The organism is Nocardia sp. NPDC051981, assembly GCF_040680715.1.
Classification (GTDB): Bacteria; Actinomycetota; Actinomycetes; order Mycobacteriales; family Mycobacteriaceae; genus Nocardia.
In genome coordinates this window covers 307,243-328,420 of sequence record NZ_JBFAXK010000003.1, presented here as the reverse complement: position 1 = coordinate 328,420, position 21,178 = coordinate 307,243, and the positions used below count along the sequence as shown (strand labels likewise).

General features: G+C 68.8%; 19 protein-coding genes and 2 pseudogenes. 15 read left to right on the top strand and 6 right to left on the bottom strand.

The features are described 5' to 3' along the window. The first annotated feature begins 64 nt into the window (after nt 1–64). The 4 genes and pseudogenes from cysD to AB0L60_RS08560 all read left to right on the top strand — a co-directional run. Nucleotides 65–979 (top strand): sulfate adenylyltransferase subunit CysD, encoded by a 915-nt coding sequence (gene cysD / locus AB0L60_RS08575; RefSeq protein ID WP_364609329.1) that lies wholly within the window; start codon nt 65–67, stop codon nt 977–979. After that, complete coding sequence (gene cysC, locus AB0L60_RS08570) at nt 979–2,811, top strand: adenylyl-sulfate kinase (protein ID WP_364609326.1); 1,833 nt, start codon at nt 979–981, stop codon at nt 2,809–2,811. The genes cysD and cysC overlap by 1 nt, the downstream gene beginning before the upstream one ends. Next, nucleotides 2,808–3,530, top strand: a pseudogene (locus AB0L60_RS08565) (3'(2'),5'-bisphosphate nucleotidase CysQ); the annotation flags it as partial. The gene cysC and the pseudogene AB0L60_RS08565, both read left to right, overlap by 4 nt. Before the next feature lie 80 nt (nt 3,531–3,610). Then, nucleotides 3,611–3,892: pseudogene (locus AB0L60_RS08560) on the top strand (SDR family NAD(P)-dependent oxidoreductase); the annotation flags it as partial. A 357-nt stretch (nt 3,893–4,249) separates the two neighbouring features. Here AB0L60_RS08560 and AB0L60_RS08555 read toward each other — a convergent pair. After that, entirely contained in the window at nt 4,250–4,606 is a 357-nt protein-coding gene (locus AB0L60_RS08555; protein WP_364609792.1) for a hypothetical protein, read from the bottom strand. On the opposite strand from AB0L60_RS08555, the gene AB0L60_RS08550 reads away from it, so the two are divergent. The 6 genes from AB0L60_RS08550 to AB0L60_RS08525 all read left to right on the top strand — a co-directional run bounded on the left by AB0L60_RS08550 (nt 4,577) and on the right by AB0L60_RS08525 (nt 10,931). Further along, nucleotides 4,577–4,861, top strand: coding sequence for a hypothetical protein (locus AB0L60_RS08550; protein ID WP_364609736.1), 285 nt, complete (start codon nt 4,577–4,579; stop codon nt 4,859–4,861). The genes AB0L60_RS08555 and AB0L60_RS08550 overlap by 30 nt on opposite strands. Then, the gene (locus tag AB0L60_RS08545) at nt 4,849–5,301 is read left to right on the top strand and encodes a hypothetical protein (protein ID WP_364609323.1); all 453 of its coding nucleotides are present in this window, start codon (nt 4,849–4,851) and stop codon (nt 5,299–5,301) included. Before AB0L60_RS08550 ends, AB0L60_RS08545 begins: the two co-directional genes overlap by 13 nt. 412 nt (nt 5,302–5,713) lie before the next feature. Beyond that, a complete protein-coding gene (locus tag AB0L60_RS08540; RefSeq protein ID WP_364609320.1) occupies nt 5,714–6,277 on the top strand; it encodes an LAGLIDADG family homing endonuclease in 564 nt (187 codons plus the stop codon). Further along, nucleotides 6,274–8,205 (top strand): CocE/NonD family hydrolase, encoded by a 1,932-nt coding sequence (locus AB0L60_RS08535; RefSeq protein ID WP_364609317.1) that lies wholly within the window; start codon nt 6,274–6,276, stop codon nt 8,203–8,205. Before AB0L60_RS08540 ends, AB0L60_RS08535 begins: the two co-directional genes overlap by 4 nt. Nucleotides 8,206–8,339: 134 nt before the next feature. Continuing rightward, nucleotides 8,340–10,283: a DUF6301 family protein gene (locus AB0L60_RS08530; RefSeq protein WP_364609314.1), complete on the top strand. Its 1,944-nt coding sequence runs from the start codon at nt 8,340–8,342 to the stop codon at nt 10,281–10,283. Nucleotides 10,284–10,292: 9 nt separating this feature from the next. Beyond that, on the top strand, nt 10,293–10,931 hold the full coding sequence (locus AB0L60_RS08525; RefSeq protein ID WP_364609311.1) for a methyltransferase domain-containing protein: 639 nt from the start codon (nt 10,293–10,295) through the stop codon (nt 10,929–10,931). 12 nt (nt 10,932–10,943) lie between these two features. Here AB0L60_RS08525 and AB0L60_RS08520 read toward each other — a convergent pair whose 3' ends face one another. Then, entirely contained in the window at nt 10,944–11,366 is a 423-nt protein-coding gene (locus AB0L60_RS08520; protein WP_364609308.1) for a helix-turn-helix domain-containing protein, read from the bottom strand. Nucleotides 11,367–11,432: 66 nt separating this feature from the next. On the opposite strand from AB0L60_RS08520, the gene AB0L60_RS08515 reads away from it, so the two are divergent. The 3 genes from AB0L60_RS08515 (at nt 11,433) to AB0L60_RS08505 (ending at nt 15,666) form a co-directional block, all read left to right on the top strand. After that, the gene (locus AB0L60_RS08515; protein WP_364609305.1) at nt 11,433–12,335 is read left to right on the top strand and encodes an NADP-dependent oxidoreductase; all 903 of its coding nucleotides are present in this window, start codon (nt 11,433–11,435) and stop codon (nt 12,333–12,335) included. Between the two features lie 89 nt (nt 12,336–12,424). Further along, complete coding sequence (locus AB0L60_RS08510; protein WP_364609302.1) at nt 12,425–13,960, top strand: FAD-binding protein; 1,536 nt, start codon at nt 12,425–12,427, stop codon at nt 13,958–13,960. Between the two features lie 152 nt (nt 13,961–14,112). Beyond that, complete coding sequence (locus AB0L60_RS08505; RefSeq protein WP_364609299.1) at nt 14,113–15,666, top strand: NAD(P)/FAD-dependent oxidoreductase; 1,554 nt, start codon at nt 14,113–14,115, stop codon at nt 15,664–15,666. A gap of 39 nt (nt 15,667–15,705) precedes the next feature. Here the strand turns inward: AB0L60_RS08505 and AB0L60_RS08500 are convergent, their stop codons facing one another. Beyond that, entirely contained in the window at nt 15,706–16,122 is a 417-nt protein-coding gene (locus AB0L60_RS08500) for a helix-turn-helix domain-containing protein (protein ID WP_364609296.1), read from the bottom strand. A gap of 87 nt (nt 16,123–16,209) precedes the next feature. On the opposite strand from AB0L60_RS08500, the gene AB0L60_RS08495 reads away from it, so the two are divergent. Continuing rightward, entirely contained in the window at nt 16,210–17,109 is a 900-nt protein-coding gene (locus tag AB0L60_RS08495; protein WP_364609293.1) for an NmrA family NAD(P)-binding protein, read from the top strand. Here AB0L60_RS08495 and AB0L60_RS08490 read toward each other — a convergent pair. Both AB0L60_RS08490 and AB0L60_RS08485 read right to left on the bottom strand, forming a co-directional pair. Further along, complete coding sequence (locus tag AB0L60_RS08490) at nt 17,084–17,728, bottom strand: class I SAM-dependent methyltransferase (RefSeq protein WP_364609290.1); 645 nt, start codon at nt 17,726–17,728, stop codon at nt 17,084–17,086. The genes AB0L60_RS08495 and AB0L60_RS08490 overlap by 26 nt on opposite strands. 28 nt (nt 17,729–17,756) lie before the next feature. After that, complete coding sequence (locus tag AB0L60_RS08485) at nt 17,757–18,674, bottom strand: LysR family transcriptional regulator (protein ID WP_364609287.1); 918 nt, start codon at nt 18,672–18,674, stop codon at nt 17,757–17,759. 182 nt (nt 18,675–18,856) lie between these two features. Between AB0L60_RS08485 and AB0L60_RS08480 the strand changes: the two genes are divergently transcribed. Beyond that, nucleotides 18,857–20,356, top strand: a complete 1,500-nt coding sequence (locus AB0L60_RS08480) for a threonine/serine exporter family protein (protein ID WP_364609284.1) — start codon at nt 18,857–18,859, stop codon at nt 20,354–20,356. Here the strand turns inward: AB0L60_RS08480 and AB0L60_RS08475 are convergent. After that, a complete protein-coding gene (locus AB0L60_RS08475; RefSeq protein WP_364609281.1) occupies nt 20,302–20,928 on the bottom strand; it encodes a GDSL-type esterase/lipase family protein in 627 nt (208 codons plus the stop codon). The genes AB0L60_RS08480 and AB0L60_RS08475 overlap by 55 nt on opposite strands. Nucleotides 20,929–21,178 lie beyond the last annotated feature (250 nt).

The window sequence follows — 21,178 nt, the reverse complement described above, 5'->3', positions numbered from 1 at the left end:
TCCGTTCGGGGCGTATCGGGCTCGACGATGGCGTCGCCTCCCCAGCGGGAAAGTGGGTTGTTCCTTGACCACATCCGCCTATCAGCTCTCCCACCAGCAAGCTCTGGAAGCCGAAGCCGTGCACATCCTGCGGGAAGTGGCGGCCGTGTGTGCCCGGCCGGCCATGCTGTTTTCGGGAGGCAAGGACTCTGTCGTCATGGCGCATCTGGCGGTGAAGGCCTTCTGGCCGGCCCCGGTGCCGTTCCCGTTGGTGCACATCGACACCGGGCGCAACTTCGACGAGGTGCTCGAGTTCCGCGACGAGTTGGTCCGCCGACAGGGCTTGCGTCTGGTCGTCGGGTTCGTGCAGGACGACATCGACGCCGGCCGGGTGGTGGAAGACCCACGCGCCGCGGGTGGACGCAACCGGCTCCAGACCACCACGCTGCTGCGCACGCTCGGCGAGCACCGCATCGATGCGGCCTTCGGTGGCGCCCGGCGCGACGAGGAGAAGGCTCGCGCGAAGGAACGGATCTTCAGTTTCCGAGACCGGTTCGGGCAGTGGGATCCCCGCAATCAGCGTCCCGAACTGTGGCGGCTCTATAACGCCCGGCACCGGCCCGGCGAGCATATGCGGGTGTTCCCGCTGTCGAACTGGACCGAGCTGGACATCTGGACCTATATCGACAGCGAGGGCATCGAGCTTCCGTCGCTGTACTTCGCGCATGAGCGGCCGGTGGTGCGGCGCGGCGACATGCTCATGGCGGTCAACCGCCACCTGACGCCGCGGCCGGAGGACGAGCCGTTCCCGGCGACGGTGCGTTTCCGCACGCTGGGCGACGCCGACTGCACCGGCTGCGTGGAATCCCAGGCGGCGACCAGGGCCGACGTGGCCGCCGAGGTGGCCGCCACCAGGATCACCGAGCGCGGCGCGACCCGCGCCGACGACCGAATGTCCGAGGCGGGCATGGAGGATCGCAAGCGAGAGGGCTACTTCTGATGACCGGGCAACTGTTGCGACTCGCCACCGCCGGCAGCGTCGACGACGGCAAATCCACGTTGATCGGGCGGCTGCTGTACGACTCGAAAGCCGTACTGGCCGATCAGCTCGCGGCCGTGGAACGGGTCAGCGCCGAGCGGGGGCAGGACCATCCGGACCTGTCGCTGCTCACCGACGGACTGCGCGCCGAACGCGAACAGGGCATCACCATCGATGTCGCCTACCGCTACTTCGCCACGGCGCGTAGACGTTTCATCATCGCCGACACCCCCGGACACACCCAATACACCCGCAACATGGTGACCGGCGCGTCCACCGCCGATGTCGCGCTGATCCTGGTCGACGCAGTGAAGGGCCTCACCGAACAGTCCCGGCGCCATGCCTTCCTGGCCAGTCTGCTGGCGGTGCCGCATCTGGTGGTCTGCGTCAACAAAATGGACTTGGTTGGCTACGAGCAGGCCGTGTTCGACCGGATCTGCGACGAATTCCGGTGCTTCGCCGCCAAATTGGATATCCACGATGTGGGGTTCATCCCGGTGTCGGCGTTGCACGGCGACACCATCGTCCAGCACGGCGCCGAGATGCCGTGGTACGAGGGCGTGACCCTGCTACACCACCTCGAGCAGGTGCACATCGACTCCGACCGCAATCTGATCGATGTACGTCTGCCGGTTCAATATGTGGTCCGGGCACACAGCGGCACCGGTTTCCGCGGCTACGCCGGCACCGTGGCGGGCGGCGTGCTGCGAACCGGCGACGAGATCACTGTGCTCCCTTCGGGACTGGGCTCGACGATCCAGGCCATTCAGGGGCCCGGCGGCGCGATCCAGGATGAGGCGTTCACCGGGCAGGCCGTCACCGTCGAACTCGCCGATGACATCGACATCAGCCGCGGAGACATGCTGTGCCGGCCGCACAACCGCCCGCACACCGGCACCGATCTCGACGCCATGATCTGCTGGATGCAGGAAGGGGAGACCCTCCAGCCGGGCCGCCACTATCTGTTGCAGCACACCACCCGCTCGACCCGGGTGCGGGTGGAGAGCCTGGACTACCGCCTCGACATCAACAGCCTGCACCGCGACACCACGGCGACGTCGCTGGGACTCAACGACATCGGCCGAATTAGGCTGCACGCGCAGCAACCGCTGTTCTTCGACGCGTACCGCCGCAATCGCGATACCGGCGGATTCGTGCTCATCGATGAGGCCACCGACCACACGGTCGCGGCAGGCATGCTCACCGAACCGGTGACGAGCGGGCCGAACATCGTCTGGCACGAGTCCTCGGTCGGCCGTGACCAACGTGCGGGCACCGGTGCCACTGTCTGGCTCACCGGCCTGTCGGGCGCTGGAAAGTCCACGGTCGGTGCCGAACTGGAACGGCAACTGGTGGCCGCGGGTCGGCCCGCCTACCTGTTGGACGGTGACAATCTGCGCCACGGCCTCAACGGTGGCCTGGGCTTCGAGCCCGCGGACCGTGCCGAAAGCGTCCGCCGCGCAGCCGAAGTCGCGAAGATGTTCGCCGACTTCGGTGCGATCGCGATCGTCGCGCTGATCAGTCCGTTCCGCGCCGACCGGGAGCGAGCCCGGGCGATCCACGCGGCTGCAGGACTGCCTTTCCTGGAGGTCTTCGTCGACACCCCACTGGAAACGTGCTCGGACCGCGACCCGAAGGGCCTGTACGCCAAGGCCAGGCGCGGCGAAATCAGCGGATTCACCGGTGTCGACAGCGATTACGAGACGCCCGACCGGCCTGATGTCGTGCTGCGGCCGGACGACGGCGACGCCACCGCGCAGGTGGCGCTGATCCTGGATCGGCTGGCCCGATGACCGCCGACAGCAGGCTGGCCGCCGAACTGGCCACCCGTGCCGGCGAACTGCTGCTCGAGCTGCGAGCCTCGGGTGGCACCGGGGCACAGGGCGACTCGCAGTCCAACGAGTTCCTGACCCGCGAACTGTCCCGTGCCCGCCCGGACGACGCGATCCTGTCCGAGGAGTCCGCCGACGACCCGCGCCGGCTCACCGCCGACCGCGTCTGGATCATCGACCCGCTCGACGGCACGAAGGAATTCGGACTCACGGGGCGCTCCGACTGGGCGGTGCACGTGGCGTTATGGGAGCGAGGACGTGAGATCACCGCCGCGGCCGTGGCGCTACCGGCACTCGGAACCATCTACAGCACAGACGATCTCGCGCCCACACCACACACCGGGGATGACCGACGCATCCTGGTCAGCGCCTCCCGGCCACCGTCCTGCGCAGCGCACGTCGCCAGCGCCTTCGAAGCCGAACTGACCGGCATGGGGTCAGCCGGAGCCAAGACGATGGCTGTCCTGCGCGGCGAAGCCGATGCCTACTTGCACGCGGGTGGCCAGTACGAATGGGATTCGGCCGCGCCGGCGGGGGTCGCGCTCGCCGCGGGATTGCATGCCTCTCGGCTGGACGGCAGCCCGCTGCGCTACAACCAGACGGACCCGTACCTGCCGGACCTGCTGATCTGCAGGGTGGAGGACGCGGCCGCCCTGCTGGCGGCGATCGCTGCGGCGAGTCCGCTCGACACGACCCAGCCGCTGGATGGGAAGCCGTCCGATTTGCGGAGAGCCGCAGCGAATTCCGAGGAGGTACGCGAATGACGATTGTGATAACCGGAGCCGGCTCCGGGATCGGCGCAGCGACGGCGCAGGTATTCAGAGAAGCGGGCCACAAGGTCATCGGAGTGGATCTGCAGGGCACGGATATAGCCGCCGATCTGGCGGATGCGGCGAAGCGGAGAGCGGCCGTAGCCGAGATCATCGAGCGTTGCGGTGGCGCGCTCGACGCCGCGATCCTGTGCGCGGGCGTCGGACCACAGGTGCCGGACCCGCAGCGGATCGTGGAGATCAACTATCGGGGCACGGTCGACCTGCTCGACGCTCTCCTGCCATTCCCCGCCCCGGCACCCCCGCCGAAATCGCCGAACTCATCGCCTACCTGGTCGGCCCCCATGCGGGCTTCATCCACGGCGCCCAGTTCGTCATCGACGGCGGCGCCGATGCCCAGGCCCGTCCCACGACCTGCTGAATCACCGACGACCGGGGCGAAGCCGCTGGGGTTGCCGGCCCCAGCGGCGACCGCCCGTCCACCCTGCCGGGCTGAGCTGCGAGCACGATCTGGATCCGACTACAGCGTGCCGCGAGTGGATCCGTATGTGCTCGTCCGCATGCCGACGCCACAAGGGGATGGCCCGCGCGCCAGGAAGCCAACGCCTCGAGGGGGCTGTTCCGGTGAGTCAGCTGACGGGTTTGACCGATGTACGCAACCACGCGGTGAAAAGGGTGAAAGATCCGACCATGTCCACGTCGGCATCGAGCAGCCACTGGCTTTCCAAACCATCCATTGCGGCGATCACCAGGTCGATGGTCGCAGGAATGCGGATATCTGGGCGCACCGAACCGGCCGCGACGCCGCGCTCGAGTGCCGCTTCGATGAGCGAACGCAGAAACCGCTGCCTTCCGGCTACCCTAGGCATTTGGCTGCTGTCAGCACCGAGTCCCTCGAAAAAGCGGTGCCCTGGAGGACTTTTCGCTAGTACGACGGCCAGCGGCCCTACCCGGGTATCTACTGGTCGGCGACGCAGCAGGCACACGTCGTCTACGAGTCTCGCCTCGAGTTGGCACTTCTGATGTTTGCGGATTTCGATCGCTCAGTGAATCACATTGTTGCGCAACCATTTCTGCTACGCACCGAGATTAACGGCAAGTTCCGGCGGCACGTGCCGGACTACTTGCTACTCACCGAGCATTGTCCGATCGTCGTCGATGTGAAGCGTGCACCTCGTGTGGAAGTCCCGCGGGTGCAGTTCGCTCCCAAGCCTGGTGGAGACCAGGCGTGTGTCTTCTGAATCTTTTGAACCCTCAAGTTGCGGTCGGCAGCCGAAGGCTCAGCAAGATCACCTTGGATCCTCCCCGCCGCTTCGCGCAGGCGCATGAGCTGGCCGTCACACTGGTCATGCCACCCCTCGCCGACGGAGTTGGCGTCGGGGCTGACCACGAACTCTTCGACGACCACCATGAGTCGGAAGACCTTCTGCATACCTGGTTCGTCGTCCTGAGCCTGTACTCCTACCTCAACTCCACACTGCAGATCGGACACCGACCACTAATGCACCGCACAGTGCGCCGCTCATCGCAGCTGGTGTCAGGACAGCCGCATACATCACGTGACAATCGCGTCGGCGTGAGATCTATTATCGTAGAGACGTTCTGGCACAACACGGAGGAACGTCACCAAGCTCCGATCGAGGTGGCCGTCGCCACTCCTGAAGAATGGCCACCTTTATGAGACACATTGCAGTGGCCAAATTGTGAGACAACTTCAGAACCCACAGGTCGGAGAGTTACTGCTGGCCACGACTTTTGAGACCCTACACGCCGCGAGGCCTCCGAACCACCGAGCACGAGAGTAAGGGGCCGGATGTCAGCGCCCGGGCCTGACCCCGGAGCTTCCCCGCAACACGTCGATGATGAGTACGCAGCTGCCAGAGTCACGACTCTGCGTCCACGCTGTCCGCCACCGGATGCGCTGGTCGCACTGGCGACGCCGACATCAATACCGCGCCCGCCGCAGCCACTACCAGCAACGATCCCGACTCACACCATGATCACGAAGTCCGGCTGGAGTACTAGGCCGGTTCGGTCTCCGGAGCTATGAAAAATTCGTTCCAGAGCGAATTTTCGCGTTACCCACCGAGCAAATGTCGATCTTTCTCAGACACCTGTGGTCCACCGATGGTTCGATCCGCTGGGATGATCGTTTCCATCAGGCGCGTATCTATTACGCGTCCACCAGCCTGCGGCTCATACACGATGTCGCGAATCTGTTACTCCGGTTGGAAGTCCACGGACGCATCAAACGGGCCCGAAAGCCCGGGTACCGTGATTGCTGGCATCTGACCATCGACGGCGGCGACAACCAGATCACGTTTCTCCAGGACATCGGTTCCCACGGAGCACGGGGTGTCGCCGGCGAAGCGTGTCTGGTCAAACTCGATGCAATGACTTCCACACCCAACGTGGACACGATTCCCGAAGAGATCTGGGACACTGTCCGAGTCCTCCTCGCAACCCGCGGCATGATCGACTCGAGTTTCAATCCGGGATGGGAACCAAATCCGGTCGCTCAAATATGTGGAAGCACTCGCCCAGCCGTTGCGTCTGGCTCGAGCCGCCGACATCCTGGATGCTCCGCGGTGGGATCGGCCTGCTTTGCCCGATTGCCGGTGAGTGGGCGTGGGACCGGGGTTACGGTCGATCAATGAGCCGTATTGGGAGAGGGCACGGTCGTATCGCCCGGGTGGGGGCGGTGGCCGGGGCGATCGCGCTGGTGGTCGCGGGCTGTGGGAGCGGGGGGAACGGGTCGGCGCCGCAGGGGGCGGCGAGCTGGCCGCCGCCGGACGGGCGCGGGTCGTGCGCGGTCGACAAGCAGGAGAATGTTCCCGCGACCATGCGCGACGGGGTGGTGCTGAAAGCGGATGTGTATCGGCCCGAGTCGGCGGATCCGGTACCGGTGATTCTGATGCGGACGCAGTACGGGAAGGCGGCCGCACAGGTCCAGCCGTTCCGCTACCGGACCCCGGACTGGTTCGCGTCGCACTGCTATCTGGTTGTGGTGCAGGACATTCGGGGTCAGGGGCAGTCGGGCGGCACGTTCACCGAGTTCGCGAACGACACCAACGACGGCTACGACTCGGTGGAGTGGGCCGCCACCCTGCCGGGCTCGAATGGCAGGGTCGGGATGTACGGTTCGTCGTATGTCGGTGCGACGCAATGGCTTGCGGCCGTCGGCGCGCCGCCGCATCTGACGACCATCGTGCCCGCCAATACCGCCTCGGATTATTACGACGGCTGGACCTATGAGGGCGGTGCGTTCCGGCTGGCGTTCGTGGAGCCGTGGGCCATGGAGACCATCGGCGCGAGCGCGGCCCTCAATCGGGGTGACACCGCCACCGCCAAGCAGCTGGGGGTCGATGGCGCGGACTACACGCGCTGGCTGGGTTTCCGCCCATATCAACAGTTTCCGCCGCTGCACCCGGGTGATCCGGTGGTCGCGCCGTGGTTCTACGACTGGATCTCGCATTCCACCCGCGACGACTACTGGAAGCGGTGGAGCCTTCGCGATCGGTACGCGAACGTGAAGGTCCCGGTGCTGGATGTGGAGGGTTGGTACGACGCGTTTCTCGCGGGCGGGGTGCAGAATTTCTCCGGTATGGTCGCCGATGGCGGCACGCCGGAGGCCCGTGCGGGGCAGCGGCTGGTGCTGGGCCCGTGGGATCACGTCGGCTGGGGTCGTCCGGGCAGCAAGGTGGAGACCCCGATGCTGGCGGCGAGCGGTGCGGCGGGCGACAGTCCGATCAACGACCTCATGCTGGCCTGGTACGACCATTTCCTGAAGGGCAAGGACAACAAGGTGTCCGGGCAGCCGGTGGTCGACTACTTCCTGATGGGTGCGAACAGGTGGAAGTCGGCCTCGGCCTGGCCGCTGCCGGATACCCGGTGGACCACCTATTACCTGTCCGGCAATGGCGGCAATGGGATTCAGGGCCGGGCCGGGCTGCTCACCGCCGATGCCCCGCAGGACGCGCAGCAGCCGGACCGCTACGACTACGACCCGCTCAATCCGGTGCCCAGCGCGGGCGGGCACTCGTGCTGTGGCGCGTCGACGGGACCGCAGGGCCCGGTGGATCAGTTCGTGGTGGAGCAGCGTTCGGATGTGCTGACGTACACGACCGCGCCGATGCCCTCCGACACCGAACTCACCGGGCCGATTCGCGTGACGCTGTGGGCGTCCTCGACCGCGACCGATACCGATTTCACCGCGAAGCTGGTGGCGGTGGCCCCGGACGGCTCGACGGTGAATCTCAACAACGGGATCGTGCGCGCCGCGTTCCGCGATTCGCTCGATCATCCGTCGCAGATCGTGCCGGGTCAGCCGTATCGGTTCACGATCGATGTGTGGCCGACCAGCTATCTGGTCAAGGCCGGATCGGCGATCCGGGTGGAGGTGTCGAGCAGCGATTTTCCGCAGTTCGCACCGAATCCGAATACCGGTGACCCGTTCGGGCAGAACACGAATACGCAGGTCGCGACCCAGACCGTGTATCACGACAAGGATCACCCGTCGGCGCTGGTGTTGCCGATCATTCCGGCGGGCGATGCGGGAAGTTCACGTTTCCCGATGGCGCACTGACGTATTCGCCCCCGATCATGACCGTGGCCGGGCTTCCCGTGGATTGTCCGCCCCGTGCGGGAAGCACCGGCCGCCTACAGACTAATCGCGATCGCGAAGGCCCCGGCACGGCCGGGCCGGGTTAGTGTCGCTGGGTGGCTTTCGAGGTGCGTGTCGATACCGCGGGTGCGGTCGAGATCGTGAGAGCGGCAGCGGGGTTCGGCTGGCGCTGGGGCTCCGGCAATGTCTCCGAGTTCGCCCGGCTGGTCGGATGGAGTAGTCCGCAGCCGGTGGGCACACTGCGTACCGGCCCGGTCTTCTCCCGGACCGGGCTGTCGGTGTGGTGGGACTCGGCCATGTTCTGGGGCAGCGACCGCGGCCTCGACCATGTGCGCGTGACCATCTCCGACTGCCCGGCCCCCGCGGAGTTCGGCAGCCGGGAACTCCTGGACGCGGCGCTGGCCCGCACGACGGCGGTGTTCACCGAGCACTGGGGCGATCCGGAGAGTCCGGCCGCGGGCCCGGCCGAGGGTCCGGCCTGGCGTTTCCCGACCGTGTTCGCGGGCCTCACCATCGGTGTCGACACCGTCGATCTGCTGCTGGTGAACCCGACCGCGCAGCGGTACTGGATGGAACGCCGGCACGAGACCGCCCGCCGCCGCGCCGCCGCGGGCGCCTGGACCCGCTTCGCCGAGAACCTGGCGGGCTTCGTGGAGACGCTGCCGGTGGACGCGCGCCTGCTGATCACCGCGCCCGGCAGCCGCTTCGTGCAGTTCGACGCCGGGCCGGAGCAGTTGACCGGCGAGCTGGCCCGCACCGAATTCATCGACCCCACCTGGTATTACGGCCCGGAGACCGAGCAGCGGCTGATCGACCTGGGCTGGACGCCGCCGCGCGAGGCCAACTGGACGCGCACCCTGTCCCGGCGCGCGGGCGCCGTGGCCATGAGCGGACTGGCGCTGCGCACCGCCGACACACTGCGCACGGTCGGTGTCACCGCGCCCACCGAGCTGGTGGCCGACGCCTGGGTGGAGGGCGGCGCGGATCTGGACGTGACACCGCTGGGCATCCCCCCGCATCCCACCTCCCGCAGCCAGCGCGCCGAATTCCTGCGCCGCCACGCCGTCTCCGACTTCGATGCCGGGCCGCTGCGGGTGGACGTGCCCGCCGGTGTCGAGATCGCGCGCGCGGCGCGGGCCTTCGACTGGACCTGGACGCGCGCCGATCTGGACGGCTTCGCGGCCGCCGTGGGCTGGAAACCGCTGCACGACAGCGACACCGGCGAGCGCACGGTGTGGGCGGACACCGAATTACGCGTGGACGATCCACGCGCCCGCTTCTGCTTCGACGGTGACCGGCTGGAAGCGGTCTGCGTCACCCTCAGCGACAGCATCGAATCGTTCCTCTACGACGAGGGCCTACCCGGTGAGGTGCGCGAGCAGCGCACCGCCGCGCAGGCCCGCGCCCTGGACGGCTTCCGCACCGAGTTCGGTGCGCCGCGCCATGCGGTGCTGGGCCAGGCGCACGGGCCGGCCTGGCCCGGCGACCGGCTCACGGTGGGCCTGGTCACCGAGCCGGACACGGTGGAGCTGTACCTGGTGCGGCCGGGCGAACGCGACCGCCGCCTCATCATCGAGCAGCAGCGCGCCGCCTTCCGCGCCCACGATCGCGAATGGGCGCAGTGCTACGAGGAATTGGCCGCCCTGATCGCCGATCTCACCGAGTCCGGCCAGCTCACCGTGGACGCGGGGGAACCGCATCGCGCCCGGATCAATCTCGACCACGACCAGGACCAGGAGCTGTTGCGGCTGGAGCTGGCCAGCGCGACCGCCCGCGAATTGTCCCCGCGCGTCCTGAAATTCATGCTGCGCGACGGCTGGCAGCATCCCGATCACCGATATCCGCTGTGGCACATCGATCTTCCGCTGCCCGCCCTGCCGCGGGACCTGCGCCGGCTGGCCCGGCTGGCGGTGCTGCCGCTGCGCACCCTGATGCCGCCGCAGGCCCGGTTGCGTGTACTGCTGAACGGCGAGTATCAGGCGGTGCGCGCACCGTCGACGGGCGCGATCGGCGCGCAGGCGGCCGCGCCGGACGCCTAGAGTCGAGGCATGATCGACAGTGAGGACATGCGCGTCACCCGGGCCGCCTACGACGAGGTGGCGGAGCTGTACGCCAAGCTCTTCCACCGGCAGCTGCACACCAATGTCTTCGACCGATCGATGCTGGACGCCTTCGCGGAAGCGGTGCGGGAGAACGGGAGTGGTGCGGTGGCCGATATCGGCTGCGGGCCGGGCCGGGTCACCTCGTATCTGGCGGCGGCGGGGCTGGAGATTTCCGGGGTCGATCTGTCGCCGGAGATGATCCGCCTGGCCCGGGAGCAGTACCCCGACATTCCGTTCGAGGTCGGTCCCATGGAGCAACTCCGGTATGACGACGCCGCCCTGGCCGGGCTGGTGGCCTGGTACTCGATCATTCACATTCCGCCGCACCGTGTTCCGGCGGTGCTGACCGAGTTCGCGCGGGTGGTGCGGCCCGGCGGGCACGCCGTGTTCGGCTTCCAGGCCGCCGACGAGCCCACGGGTGTGCGGGATTACGCGCACAAGGTCGCCCCCGCCTACCGGTGGGCGCCGGGCACCTTCGCGGAAGCGCTGGCCGCCCATGGTTTCCGGGCCACCGCCACGCTGTCGCGGGAGGCCCGCCCGGACGAGTACACACCGCACGCCACGGTGCTGGCGGTCAGGGTCTGAGAGCGCCGGTGGTCAGGGCCGGATCGGTTCCGGTTCCCGTGCCGCCCGCTCGTCGAATTCGGTTCGGGCGGTGGTGATTTCCTCGGCGTGCTGCAGCGCCCACTGTCCCATGGCGTGGGTGATCCGGCCCAGGTCGGCGCCCATGTCGGTGAGCGCGTACTCCACCCGGGGCGGCACGGTCGGATACACCGTGCGCCGGACCAGCCCGTCGCGTTCCAGGTCCCGCAGGGTGCGGGTGAGCACCTTCTGGGTGATGCCGTCGAGGCGGCGGCGCAGTTCGTTGAATCGGATCGGCCCGCCCTCGTTGCGCAGGGTGCCCAGCACCAGCAGCACCCACTTGTCGGCCAGCACCGCGAGGATGTCGCGGGCGGGGCAGCGCCGCAGGTAGCTGTCGACCAGATTTCCGGATGGCTCCCAGTCGGAGACGGTATCCATGAGGTACCTCGGGATCAAAAGAGTGCCTTCTTCCCCCGAGATACTATCGGGCGCAGCATCGAGATCATGAAAGCGATCAGTCAGCGCACCCTCGGTGGACCGGACGTTCTGGAGACGGTGGAGGTCGATGTTCCGCGACCCGGCACCGGCGAGGTGCTGGTGCGGGTGGCCGCCACCTCGATCAATGCCGCCGATTGGAAACTCCGCTCGGGCGCGGTCACCAAACTGGGCCCGCCGCCGTTCACGCTGGGCTTCGACCTGTCGGGTGTCGTCACCGCGGTCGGCGCGGAGGTCACCGAATTCCGGCCCGGTGACGAGGTTTTCGGGAATGTGCTCAGCCGTTCCGGCGCGTACGCCGAATACACGGTGACCCCGGCGCGGTTCCTCGCCCACCGGCCCGCCGGGCTCGACCACATCCATGCCGCCGCGCTGCCGACGGCGGTGCTCACCGCGTGGCAGGCGTTCACCGATGTCCAACCGGGACAACGGGTTCTGGTGCACGCGGCGGCGGGCGGCGTGGGTCATCTGGCGGTGCAGATCGCCAAGGCGCGCGGTGCCTACGTGATCGGCACCGCCCGTGCGGCCAATCACGACTTCCTGCGCGGCCTCGGCGTCGACGAGCTGATCGATTACACGGCAACCGATTTCACCACCGCCGTCAGCGCGGTGGACATCGTGTTCGATCTGGTCGGCGGCGACTATGCGGCCCGCTCGCTGCGGGTGCTCACCCCGCACGGCCGGATGATCGACGCCCAGGGTGAGGAGCCGCTCGACGATCCCCACTATCACCGCCTCTGGTTCACCCCGTCCGGCGCGGACCTGCGCGCGGTCGCGGACCTGGTGGCGGCCGGGCGGCTGCGCGCCGAGATCGATCGGGTGATGTCCCTGGCCGACGCCGCCGAGGCGCACAAGCTCAGCGAATCCGGCCGGGTGCGCGGCAAGATCGTCCTGACCACCTGGCACGACTGATCCGGCTTTCCGGCCATCGGGATACTTGATGCACGGGCCGCTCCCGGCGCATACCGTCGCGGAGAGACCACGTTGATCAGGGAGTAACGGTGACGGACTGGAACGAAGAAGTCGATGTCCTGGTGGCAGGGTCGGGCGGCGGCCTGGCCGGGGCCTATACGGCGGCGCGTGAGGGGCTGACGGTGGCGGTGGTGGAGGCCACCGACAAGTTCGGCGGTACCACCTCGTTCTCGGGCGGCGGCGGGGTCTGGTTCCCGTGCAATCCGGTGCTGCAGCGGGCGGGCGTGGACGACACCATCGCGGACGCGCTCACCTACTTCCGGTCCGTGGTCGGTGACCGTACCCCGGCCGAACTGCAGGAGACCTACGTCCGCAATGGCGCCAAGGTCATCGAATACCTGGAGCAGGACGAGGCTTTCGAGTTCCAGATGTTCCCGTGGCCGGACTATTTCGGCAAGGCGCCCAAGGCGCGGCTGGACGGCAAGCGGCACATCATCCCCGCGCCGCTGCGGGCCGCGAAGCTGGGCGAGCTGAGCGACTCGGTGCGCGGGCCGCTCGGCACCGACCGCCACGGCGACCCGCAGCCCGACTACCTGATCGGCGGGCGGGCCCTGGTCGGCCGGTTCCTGCTGGGGCTGTCCAAGTACCCCAACGCCACGCTGTACCTGAACTCCCCGCTGGTCGAACTGGTGACCGAGGACGGCGCGGTGGTCGGGGCGATCGTCGAACGCGACGGTGAGCGGGTGGCCATCCGGGCCCGCAAGGGCGTGCTGCTGGCCGCCGGCGGTTTCGAGGGCAACGACGAACTGCGGCAGCGCTACGGCGTGCCGGGCGTGGCCCGGGACACCATGGGGCCGTGGGGAAATCAGGGCAGGGCACACGAGGCGGGCATCGCGGTGGGCGCCGACACCGACCTGATGGATCAGGCGTGGTGGTCGCCGGGCCTGGTGCACCCGGACGGGCGCGCGGCGTTCGCGCTGTGGTTTACCGGCGGCATCTTCGTCAACCAGGCCGGTGAGCGCTTCGTCAACGAGTCCGCGCCCTACGACCGGCTCGGCCGCGACATCATCGAGCACCTGAACGACGGCTCGACGACGCTTCCGTTCTGGATGGTCTACGACGACACCGAGGGCGTCGTGCCGCCCATCAAGGCCAGCAATGTGCCGATGGTCGACGCGGAACGCTATGTCGAGGCGGGCCTGTGGAGGACCGCCGACACCCTCGAGGGCCTGGCTGCCGAAATCGGCGTTCCCGCCGAGGCACTGGTGGCGACCGTGGCCCGCTTCAACGAATTCGCCGCCCAGGGCGTGGATCCGGACTTCGGCCGCGGCGACGAGGCCTACGACCGCGCCTTCTCCAATGGCGAGCCCCCGCTCACCCCGATCGTGAAGGGCCCGTTCCACGCGGCCGCCTTCGGCATCTCCGATCTGGGCACCAAGGGCGGGCTTCGCACCGACACCGCCGCCCGCGTGCTGAACACCGACGGCGAGCCGATCCCGGGACTCTACGCCGCGGGCAACACCATGGCGGCGGTGAGCGGCACGGTGTACCCCGGCGGCGGCAATCCGATCGGCGCGTCGGTGCTGTTCAGCCACCTGGCGGCACTCGACATGAGCGGCCGCTAGCCGCTCCCCGCGCCCAGGTTCGCGGGCGCGTCTCGATTCCGGACTGACGGAGCGGGGGAGCGAAGCGGAGGAGGGAAGAACGAGACTCCAGCGCCGCGAACCCGCCGGAGCGAAGCGGAGGCAAATCAAGCACAGTGTGATGCGATGGGCGCATGACGCGAGCGGGATACGACGTGATCGTGGTCGGCGGCGGCCACAACGGCCTGGTGGCCGCCGCCTACCTGGCCCGGGCCGGGCGTTCGGTGCTGGTGCTGGAACGGCAGGCCCACACCGGTGGCGCGGCCGTATCGGAGCGGGTATTCCCGGGCTTCGACGCGCGACTGTCGCGCTACTCCTACCTGGTGAGCCTGCTGCCCGAGCGCATCGTGCGGGACCTGGACCTCAGCTTCGAGACACGCAAGCGGCGCATCTCGTCGTACACGCCGATCGGTGGCACCGGGCTACTGGTGGACAACGGTTCCGAGGCCGCCACCCGCGCCAGCTTCGCGCAGGTCACCGGATCGGAGCGGGATTACGAGGCCTGGCGGCGCTTCTACGCCATGACGGGACACCTCGCCGAGCGCGTCTTCCCGACCCTGACCCACCCGCTGCCCACCCGCGCCGAATTGCAGCGCACGGTGGACGATTCCACCGCCTGGGAGACGATTTTCGAACGGCCCCTGGGGGAATCGGTGGAGGCCGCCTTCGCCGACGACACCGTGCGCGGCGTGGTGCTCACCGACGCGCTCATCGGCACCTTCACCCACGCCCACGATCCGGCGCTGCTGCAGAACCGCTGCTTCCTCTACCACGTGATCGGCGGCGGCACCGGCGACTGGAATGTGCCCGTCGGCGGCATGGGCGCGCTCACCGACGCGCTCGCCGGCGCGGCCCGCACGGCCGGGGCCGAGCTGAGCACCGGATGCACCGTCACCAGCATCGAACCCTACGGCGACACCGCCGACGTGCACTACCTGCACGGTGATCACGGGCACGTGGCCAGCGCACGGCACGTGCTGGTGAATGCCGCGCCCTACGTGCTGGCGGGACTGCTGGGCGAATCGGCCGAGAAGCCCGAGGGCGCGCAACTGAAGATCAACATGCTGCTGCGGCGACTACCGAAACTCCGTGACCCGCAGGTGGATCCGCGCACCGCCTTCGCCGGCACCTTCCACATCGCCGAATCGGCCGGTCAGCTCGAGCGCGCCTACCGGGAGGCGGCGGCGGGCACACTGCCCTCGGCCCCGCCCTCGGAGATCTACTGCCACACCCTGACCGACCCGTCGATCCTCGCGCAGGAGCTGAACGAGCGCGGCTTCCACACCCTCACCCTGTTCGGGTTGCACACGCCCGCACGGCTTTTCGCCGACGATCCGCGCGGCGCCAAGGAGCGGCTGGTGGATGCCACACTGGCGCAACTGGATTCGGTGCTGGCGGAACCGATCCGTGACTGTCTCGCCCTGGACGGCGAGGGCAACCCGTGTCTGGAGGCCCGCACCCCGGTCGAACTCGAACGCGAGATCAGCATGCCCGGCGGCCATATCTTCCACGCGGACCTGTCCTTTCCCTACCGCGCCGACGATGCCGACGACAGCCCCGCCGCCCGGTGGGGCGTCGCGACCGGGCACCGCAATGTCCTGCTGTGCGGCGCGGGCGCGGTGCGCGGCGGCGGCGTCAGCGGCATCGGCGGCCACAACGCCGCCATGGCCGTCCTCGAAACTGGCTGAGCGAATCCGCATGCGGGGCTGAGCGACCGGCATCGGTGCTCAGTCCAGTTCGCCGTGCTCCGCGTCCCAGCGGGCGCGGGCCGCGGCCACCGCGTCCATGTGCGCGCGGGACCAGTCGGCCAGGTAGAAGGCGACCCCGGCCAGGCTCTCACCCATCTCGGTGAGCCGGTACTCCACCTGCGGTGGAATGGTCGGGTAGGCCGTGCGCTCCAGGAACCCGTCGCGCAGCAGCCTTTTCGTGGTGAGCGTCAGCATCCGTTGCGAGATACCGGGCACCGCGCGCTGCAGCTCGCCGAACCGGCGCACGCCCCTGCGCAGTTCTACCAGCACCTGCACGGTCCATTTGTCGCCGATCCGGTCCAGGGTGTCGCGGATGCCGCAGTGGTCATCGCCACACGGCCCGGCGGGAACAGCGGCTGCGGCCTGGTCGGTAACAGCGGTGTTCGTGACTGACACCGAAGTGCCTTCTTCCCAGGTCGCCGCCGTCGTCGGAAGCTCGGTCAGGTCGTGGTCCACGACCTTCACAACGCAAGGAGTAGCGCAATGATTCTCGTGACCGGCGTTTCCGGCGCTCTGGGCGGACTGGTACTGGCGGGCCTGCGGGCCCGGCCGGATCTGGAGGTGGTGGCGGGCACCAGCTCCAAAGCCGCGCAACACAGCGACGACACCGCCCGGCGCATCGATTTCGACGATCCCGCATCCCTGACCACCGGCTTCGACGGCGTGGACACGCTGGTGTTCATCTCCGCCGGATACGCCGAGGACGATGTGGTGACGGCCCGCCACGGCGCGGTGGTGGCCGCCGCGGCCGCCGCCGGGGTGCGGCACGTCATCTACACCAGCCTCTCGGCGTCGGCCGGGCACACCACCATCGCCGTCCCGCACCTGTGGACCGAGAAGCAGCTGGCCGCGGCGCCTTTCGAGGCAACCGTGCTGCGCAACGGGTTCTACAGCGAGGTGCCGGTGAGCCTGGCGGCCGGGGCGGCCGAATCCGCCGCCGCCACCGGGGTTTTCGCCGCGCCGTTCGGCGCCGGCCGCATCTCCGGGGTGTCGCGGGAGGATCTGGCCGAGGTCGCGGTGCGGGTGGCCGCCGAGGTCGAGCGCGACCTGCGCGCCGGAGCGTCCACCGCGCACGCCGGTCGCACCTACGAGCTCGAGGGTGTGACCTCGGTCAGCGGCGCGGAGATCGCCGGGCTGCTGAGCGAATCCCTCGGCCGCCCGGTCGAATACCGGGACGTGCCGCTCACCGAGCTGCGCGACGACCTGCTCGGCGGGGGCCTCGAACCGTATCGGATCGGGCACACGGTGTCACTGTTCTCCAACCTGAAGGCGGGCTTCCTGCACGCCACCCACAGCGATCTGCCCGCCCTGCTGTCCGGGGCACCGCGCCCGATCCGGGACGAGATCGCGGCGGCGGTCAGCGGGCCGGGAGCAGCTGGGTGACGAGCCACAGGCGCCGGGGCAGCTCGCCCTCCTCGAAGGAATGCCGGTCGCGCAGCTCCCATCCGGCGGCGAGGGTCTCGACGAGTTCCGCGGAGAAGAAGTGCACGGCGAAGCCGCCGTGCTCGTAGATGTCGTCGCCGAGGGATTTACCGCTGCCGAAGTGGGCATCGTCGGTATTGCGGACGGTGTAGACGAAGGCGCCACCGGGTTTGAGGACGCGGCGGATCTCGGCGACCAGGTCGCGGATCTCCTGGGTGCTGAGGTCCATGCACAGCAGCATGTGCGCGTACACCGCGTCCACGCTGCGGTAGGGCAGCGGAATCGGCTGGCGGACATCGTGTTCCAGGGTGCGGACCCGCTCGCCCGCGCCTTCGGCGTCCGCCCGCTCCCGTAATTGCGCCAGCGCGACGGCACTGAAATCGGTGGCGGTCACCCGAAAACCCTGGCGCGCCAGGTGGAGTGCGTCCCGGCCGTGGCCCGCGCCCAGTTCCAGCACGTCGCGGGCCCCGCGCTCGCGGAACAGGCGCGCCGCGTACACGGCGGCCTCCGACGGCTCGTCGCCGTACATCTCCGGATGCGTGCGGTAGGTGCGCTGCCAGTGCTCGTGCTGGTCGCTCATGCCCCCAATCATGTCCGACCGGCGGCGGTCAGGAGGTGCGACGGCCGTCCGCACCGTGCTGGCCCATGATGTCGGAGCAGCAGCGGATGAAATACCGCATGACCGGATCGGTCTCGGAGGCGTCCGGCCACACCACCGCCACCCGGGTGGGGCCGATGCCGTGCACGGGCCGGAACACCACGCCCGGGTACTCGGTGCGGGCGGTGGAGGCGGGCGTGAAACTCACCCCGAAGCCATTGGCGATGGCGCGCAGCCATTCCTCGGTATTGCGGGCGATGGCCCCGATGATGGCGGTGTCCGCGGGCCGCGAGTCCAGGCCCATCCAATAGTCGCGCCACCAGCCGGTTTCCGCGGGCGAGGCGACATACGGCTCGTCCCACAGCTCCCGGAAGGCGATGTCGTCGCGCTGGGCCAGCGGATGGTCCTCGGGCAGCGCGATCCAGCGCGGTTCGGCGAACAGCTCCCGCAGGTGGTATTCGTCCTGGCCCGGAAAGGGCAGGCGCAGCAGGGCGACATCGACGTCGCCCTCGTCCAGCCCGGCGGTCGGGTCGGTCCAGCCGCCCTGGTGCAGATCGACCTGCCAGTCCGGGTGCAGCCGGTGGAAGACCCGGATGATCTCCGGAATGTGGCCGTCGGCAGCGCTGTTCACGCAGCCCAGCCGCAGCACCCGGGAGGCGCGGCTGGCATCGCTCTTGGTGTCGCGCAGAATCCGGTCCCAGGACGCCAGCAGCGCCGGCACCTGCTCGGCGAGCACCTTGCCGGCCGCGGTGAGGGTCCAGCCCGCGCGGGAACGAATGAACAGCTCCACACCCAGCTGCTGTTCCAGCTGTTTGATCTGGGTCGCCAGCGCGGGCTGCGCGACATGTAGTCGCTGCGCCGCCCGCGGCAGGTTCTCCGCGTCCGCGACTGCCAGGAAGTAACGCAGCAGTCGCGTATCGATATCCATGCCACCAGGTTAGGAAGAGGGCAACCGGTAGGCATACCCGATGGCTTGGAAGCCGGGATTCGGGCGGGATGCTATCGGCAGTTCCGCTTCAGAGCGGGGATGCATGGGAGTGAGATGGCTCGCGTCCGGGGGATCCGGGCCCGCCGCGCGCTAGATTTTGATTGCTACGAAGTTGCTCATCTATGGAGGCGAGACCTACGAGTCTGTCGCGGCATCATCCACAGCACCGGCCTGCGACACGCGGCCGGGGCGCGCTGTCACGCAGCCTCTACGGGGCCACCCGCAAGGCCGCCGGATCCATGGATCGCTGGCTGCGGCGGGTCGGCCCCGGCGCGGTCGCCCCGGCGGAGCAGGCCCCGCCGCCGGAGGAACCACCCATCTCCGCCGACCTGCTGGATCTGTTGCGGCACATGGGCGTAGCCCTCATCCGCTCGGGCGAGACCACCGGCCGGGTAAAGGACATCCTCGACGAACTGGCGCGCCGCTACGAGGCCACCGAGGTGCACTTCTTCGTGCTGCCCACGGGAGTGTTCGTGCGCGTACAGGATTCGCGCGGATCGGCGATGGACCTGCTGGAGGCCGACTCCGACACGCTGCGCCTGGATCAGATCGCCGCGCTCTACGAACTCATCGACCGGATCACCAGCGAACTGCCGCCGCCGGCCGAGGCCACCGCGGCACTCGAGGACATCCTCGCCTCGCCACAGCCGACACCGGTGTGGCGCTTGCTGACCGGCAATGTGGTGCTCACCGTGGGGCTCGGCCTGATGCTCAACCCCACCTCCACCGCCCTGCTCGGCTACATCGTGCTCGGGCTGGCGGTGCAGCTGCTGATCATGGCGGCCGACCGGTTCCGGCTGCTGTACACCAGCCTGCCGGTGCTCGCAGGGGCGGTGGTCACCCTGCTGTCGTTCGGTTTTCCCAATGCGCTCGGCGGCGGCAATCCCTCCCAGCTGCTGATCCCCTCGGTGTCGAGCCTGCTGCCGGGGGCCATGCTCACCAACGGGTCCATCGAGCTGGCCACCGGATCCATGATCGCGGGCGCCAGCCGCACCATCTACGGCTTCAACAAGCTGGTGCTGCTGGCCTTCGGGGTGCTGGTGGGGCTGCAACTGCTGGGCCCGCTGCCCACGGTGTCACCGCAGGCCGGACACGGATTGGGCTGGTGGACACCGATACTCGGGGTGCTGCTGATCGGACTGGGCCACAGCCGGCGGGCCAGCGCCCCGCCGAGATCCCTGGGCTGGCTGCTGATCGTGCTGTACGCGGCGTTCTGCGGGCAGCAGCTGGGTACCCAGCTCGGTGGCGGGCTGCTCGGCTCGTTCCTCGGCGGCATGGTGGCGGTGCCGGTGGCATACCTGGTGCAGCGCTTCAAGGATGCCCCGCCGACACAGGTGGTGTTCCTGCCCGCCTTCTGGATGCTGGTGCCCGGCGGCATGAGCCTGAGCGGGATCTCCGCGCTGGTCACCGAGAACGACCCCAACGGCCTGCACATCCTGGTCACCGCGGTGCTCACCGTGCTCGCCATCGCGCTGGGCGTGCTGGTCGGCTCGGGCCTGGTGACCTCGACCCGGGAGCCGCGGCTCCAGGGCATGGTCGAGGACTGGCTGGGACCCGGAACCGAAACTCAGCGCACCACCGGCAGTTCCGAGCCCGGATCGGCCAGCCAGAGCAGCCAGTGAGGCGCGAGCAGGGCGGCGAACTCGTCGTAGCCGGTCGCCTCCGGATGGAAGCCGTCGCCGGCCGCGACATCACGCATCCAGATCTGGTTCTCGCGCAACGGCTGGTGCGCCCGCAGGTAGGGCACCGCGGCCTCGTCGCAGAGGTCGGCGAAGCGGGCGTCCAGCGCCAGCAGCCGGGCATTGTGCTCGTCGTCGACATTCGGCGGCGGCGCGACCACCATTGTCTGCCAGCCCTTTTCCCGCGCCCGGCGCAGGATGTCAGCCAGATTGCGCTCCGACTCACCGGGATCGACCCGGGGACGGCCGTCCTCGAGCTGGGTGTCGTTGACACCGGTGGAGATCACCACCCGGCAGTCCGCACCCGCGGGTAGCCGGGGCGTGCACTCGGCCTCCCAGCGGGCCCGCAGCTCGGTGCTGTTCTCCCGTCGGATGCCGAGGTTGTAGTAGGTCAGCGGCTGTCCGGCCGCCGTGGCCCGGGCCGCCAGCCGGCCCGCCCAGCCCAGGCATCTCGGATCACCGACTCCCGCGACGAAGGACTCACCGACGAAGCAGACACGGAGATCGAGCACCACGGCCCGATCCTCGCACGCCCGTTCGCGATCCATCGAAGACTCGCGTCAAGCAAGGAATAACCGGGAAGCCGCAGGGAGGTGGAGGCGGTCGCGGCCCGTCTCGATTCCGGACCGACGGAGCGGGGGAGCGAAGCGGAGGAGGGAAGAATCGAGACCTCGGGGGCCGCGAACCCGCCCTGGAGCGGAGCGGAGGGGCGAATCAGACACTGTTACGGTTACCAGCGTGTTAGGTGGTCGGTGATGCCGTCGC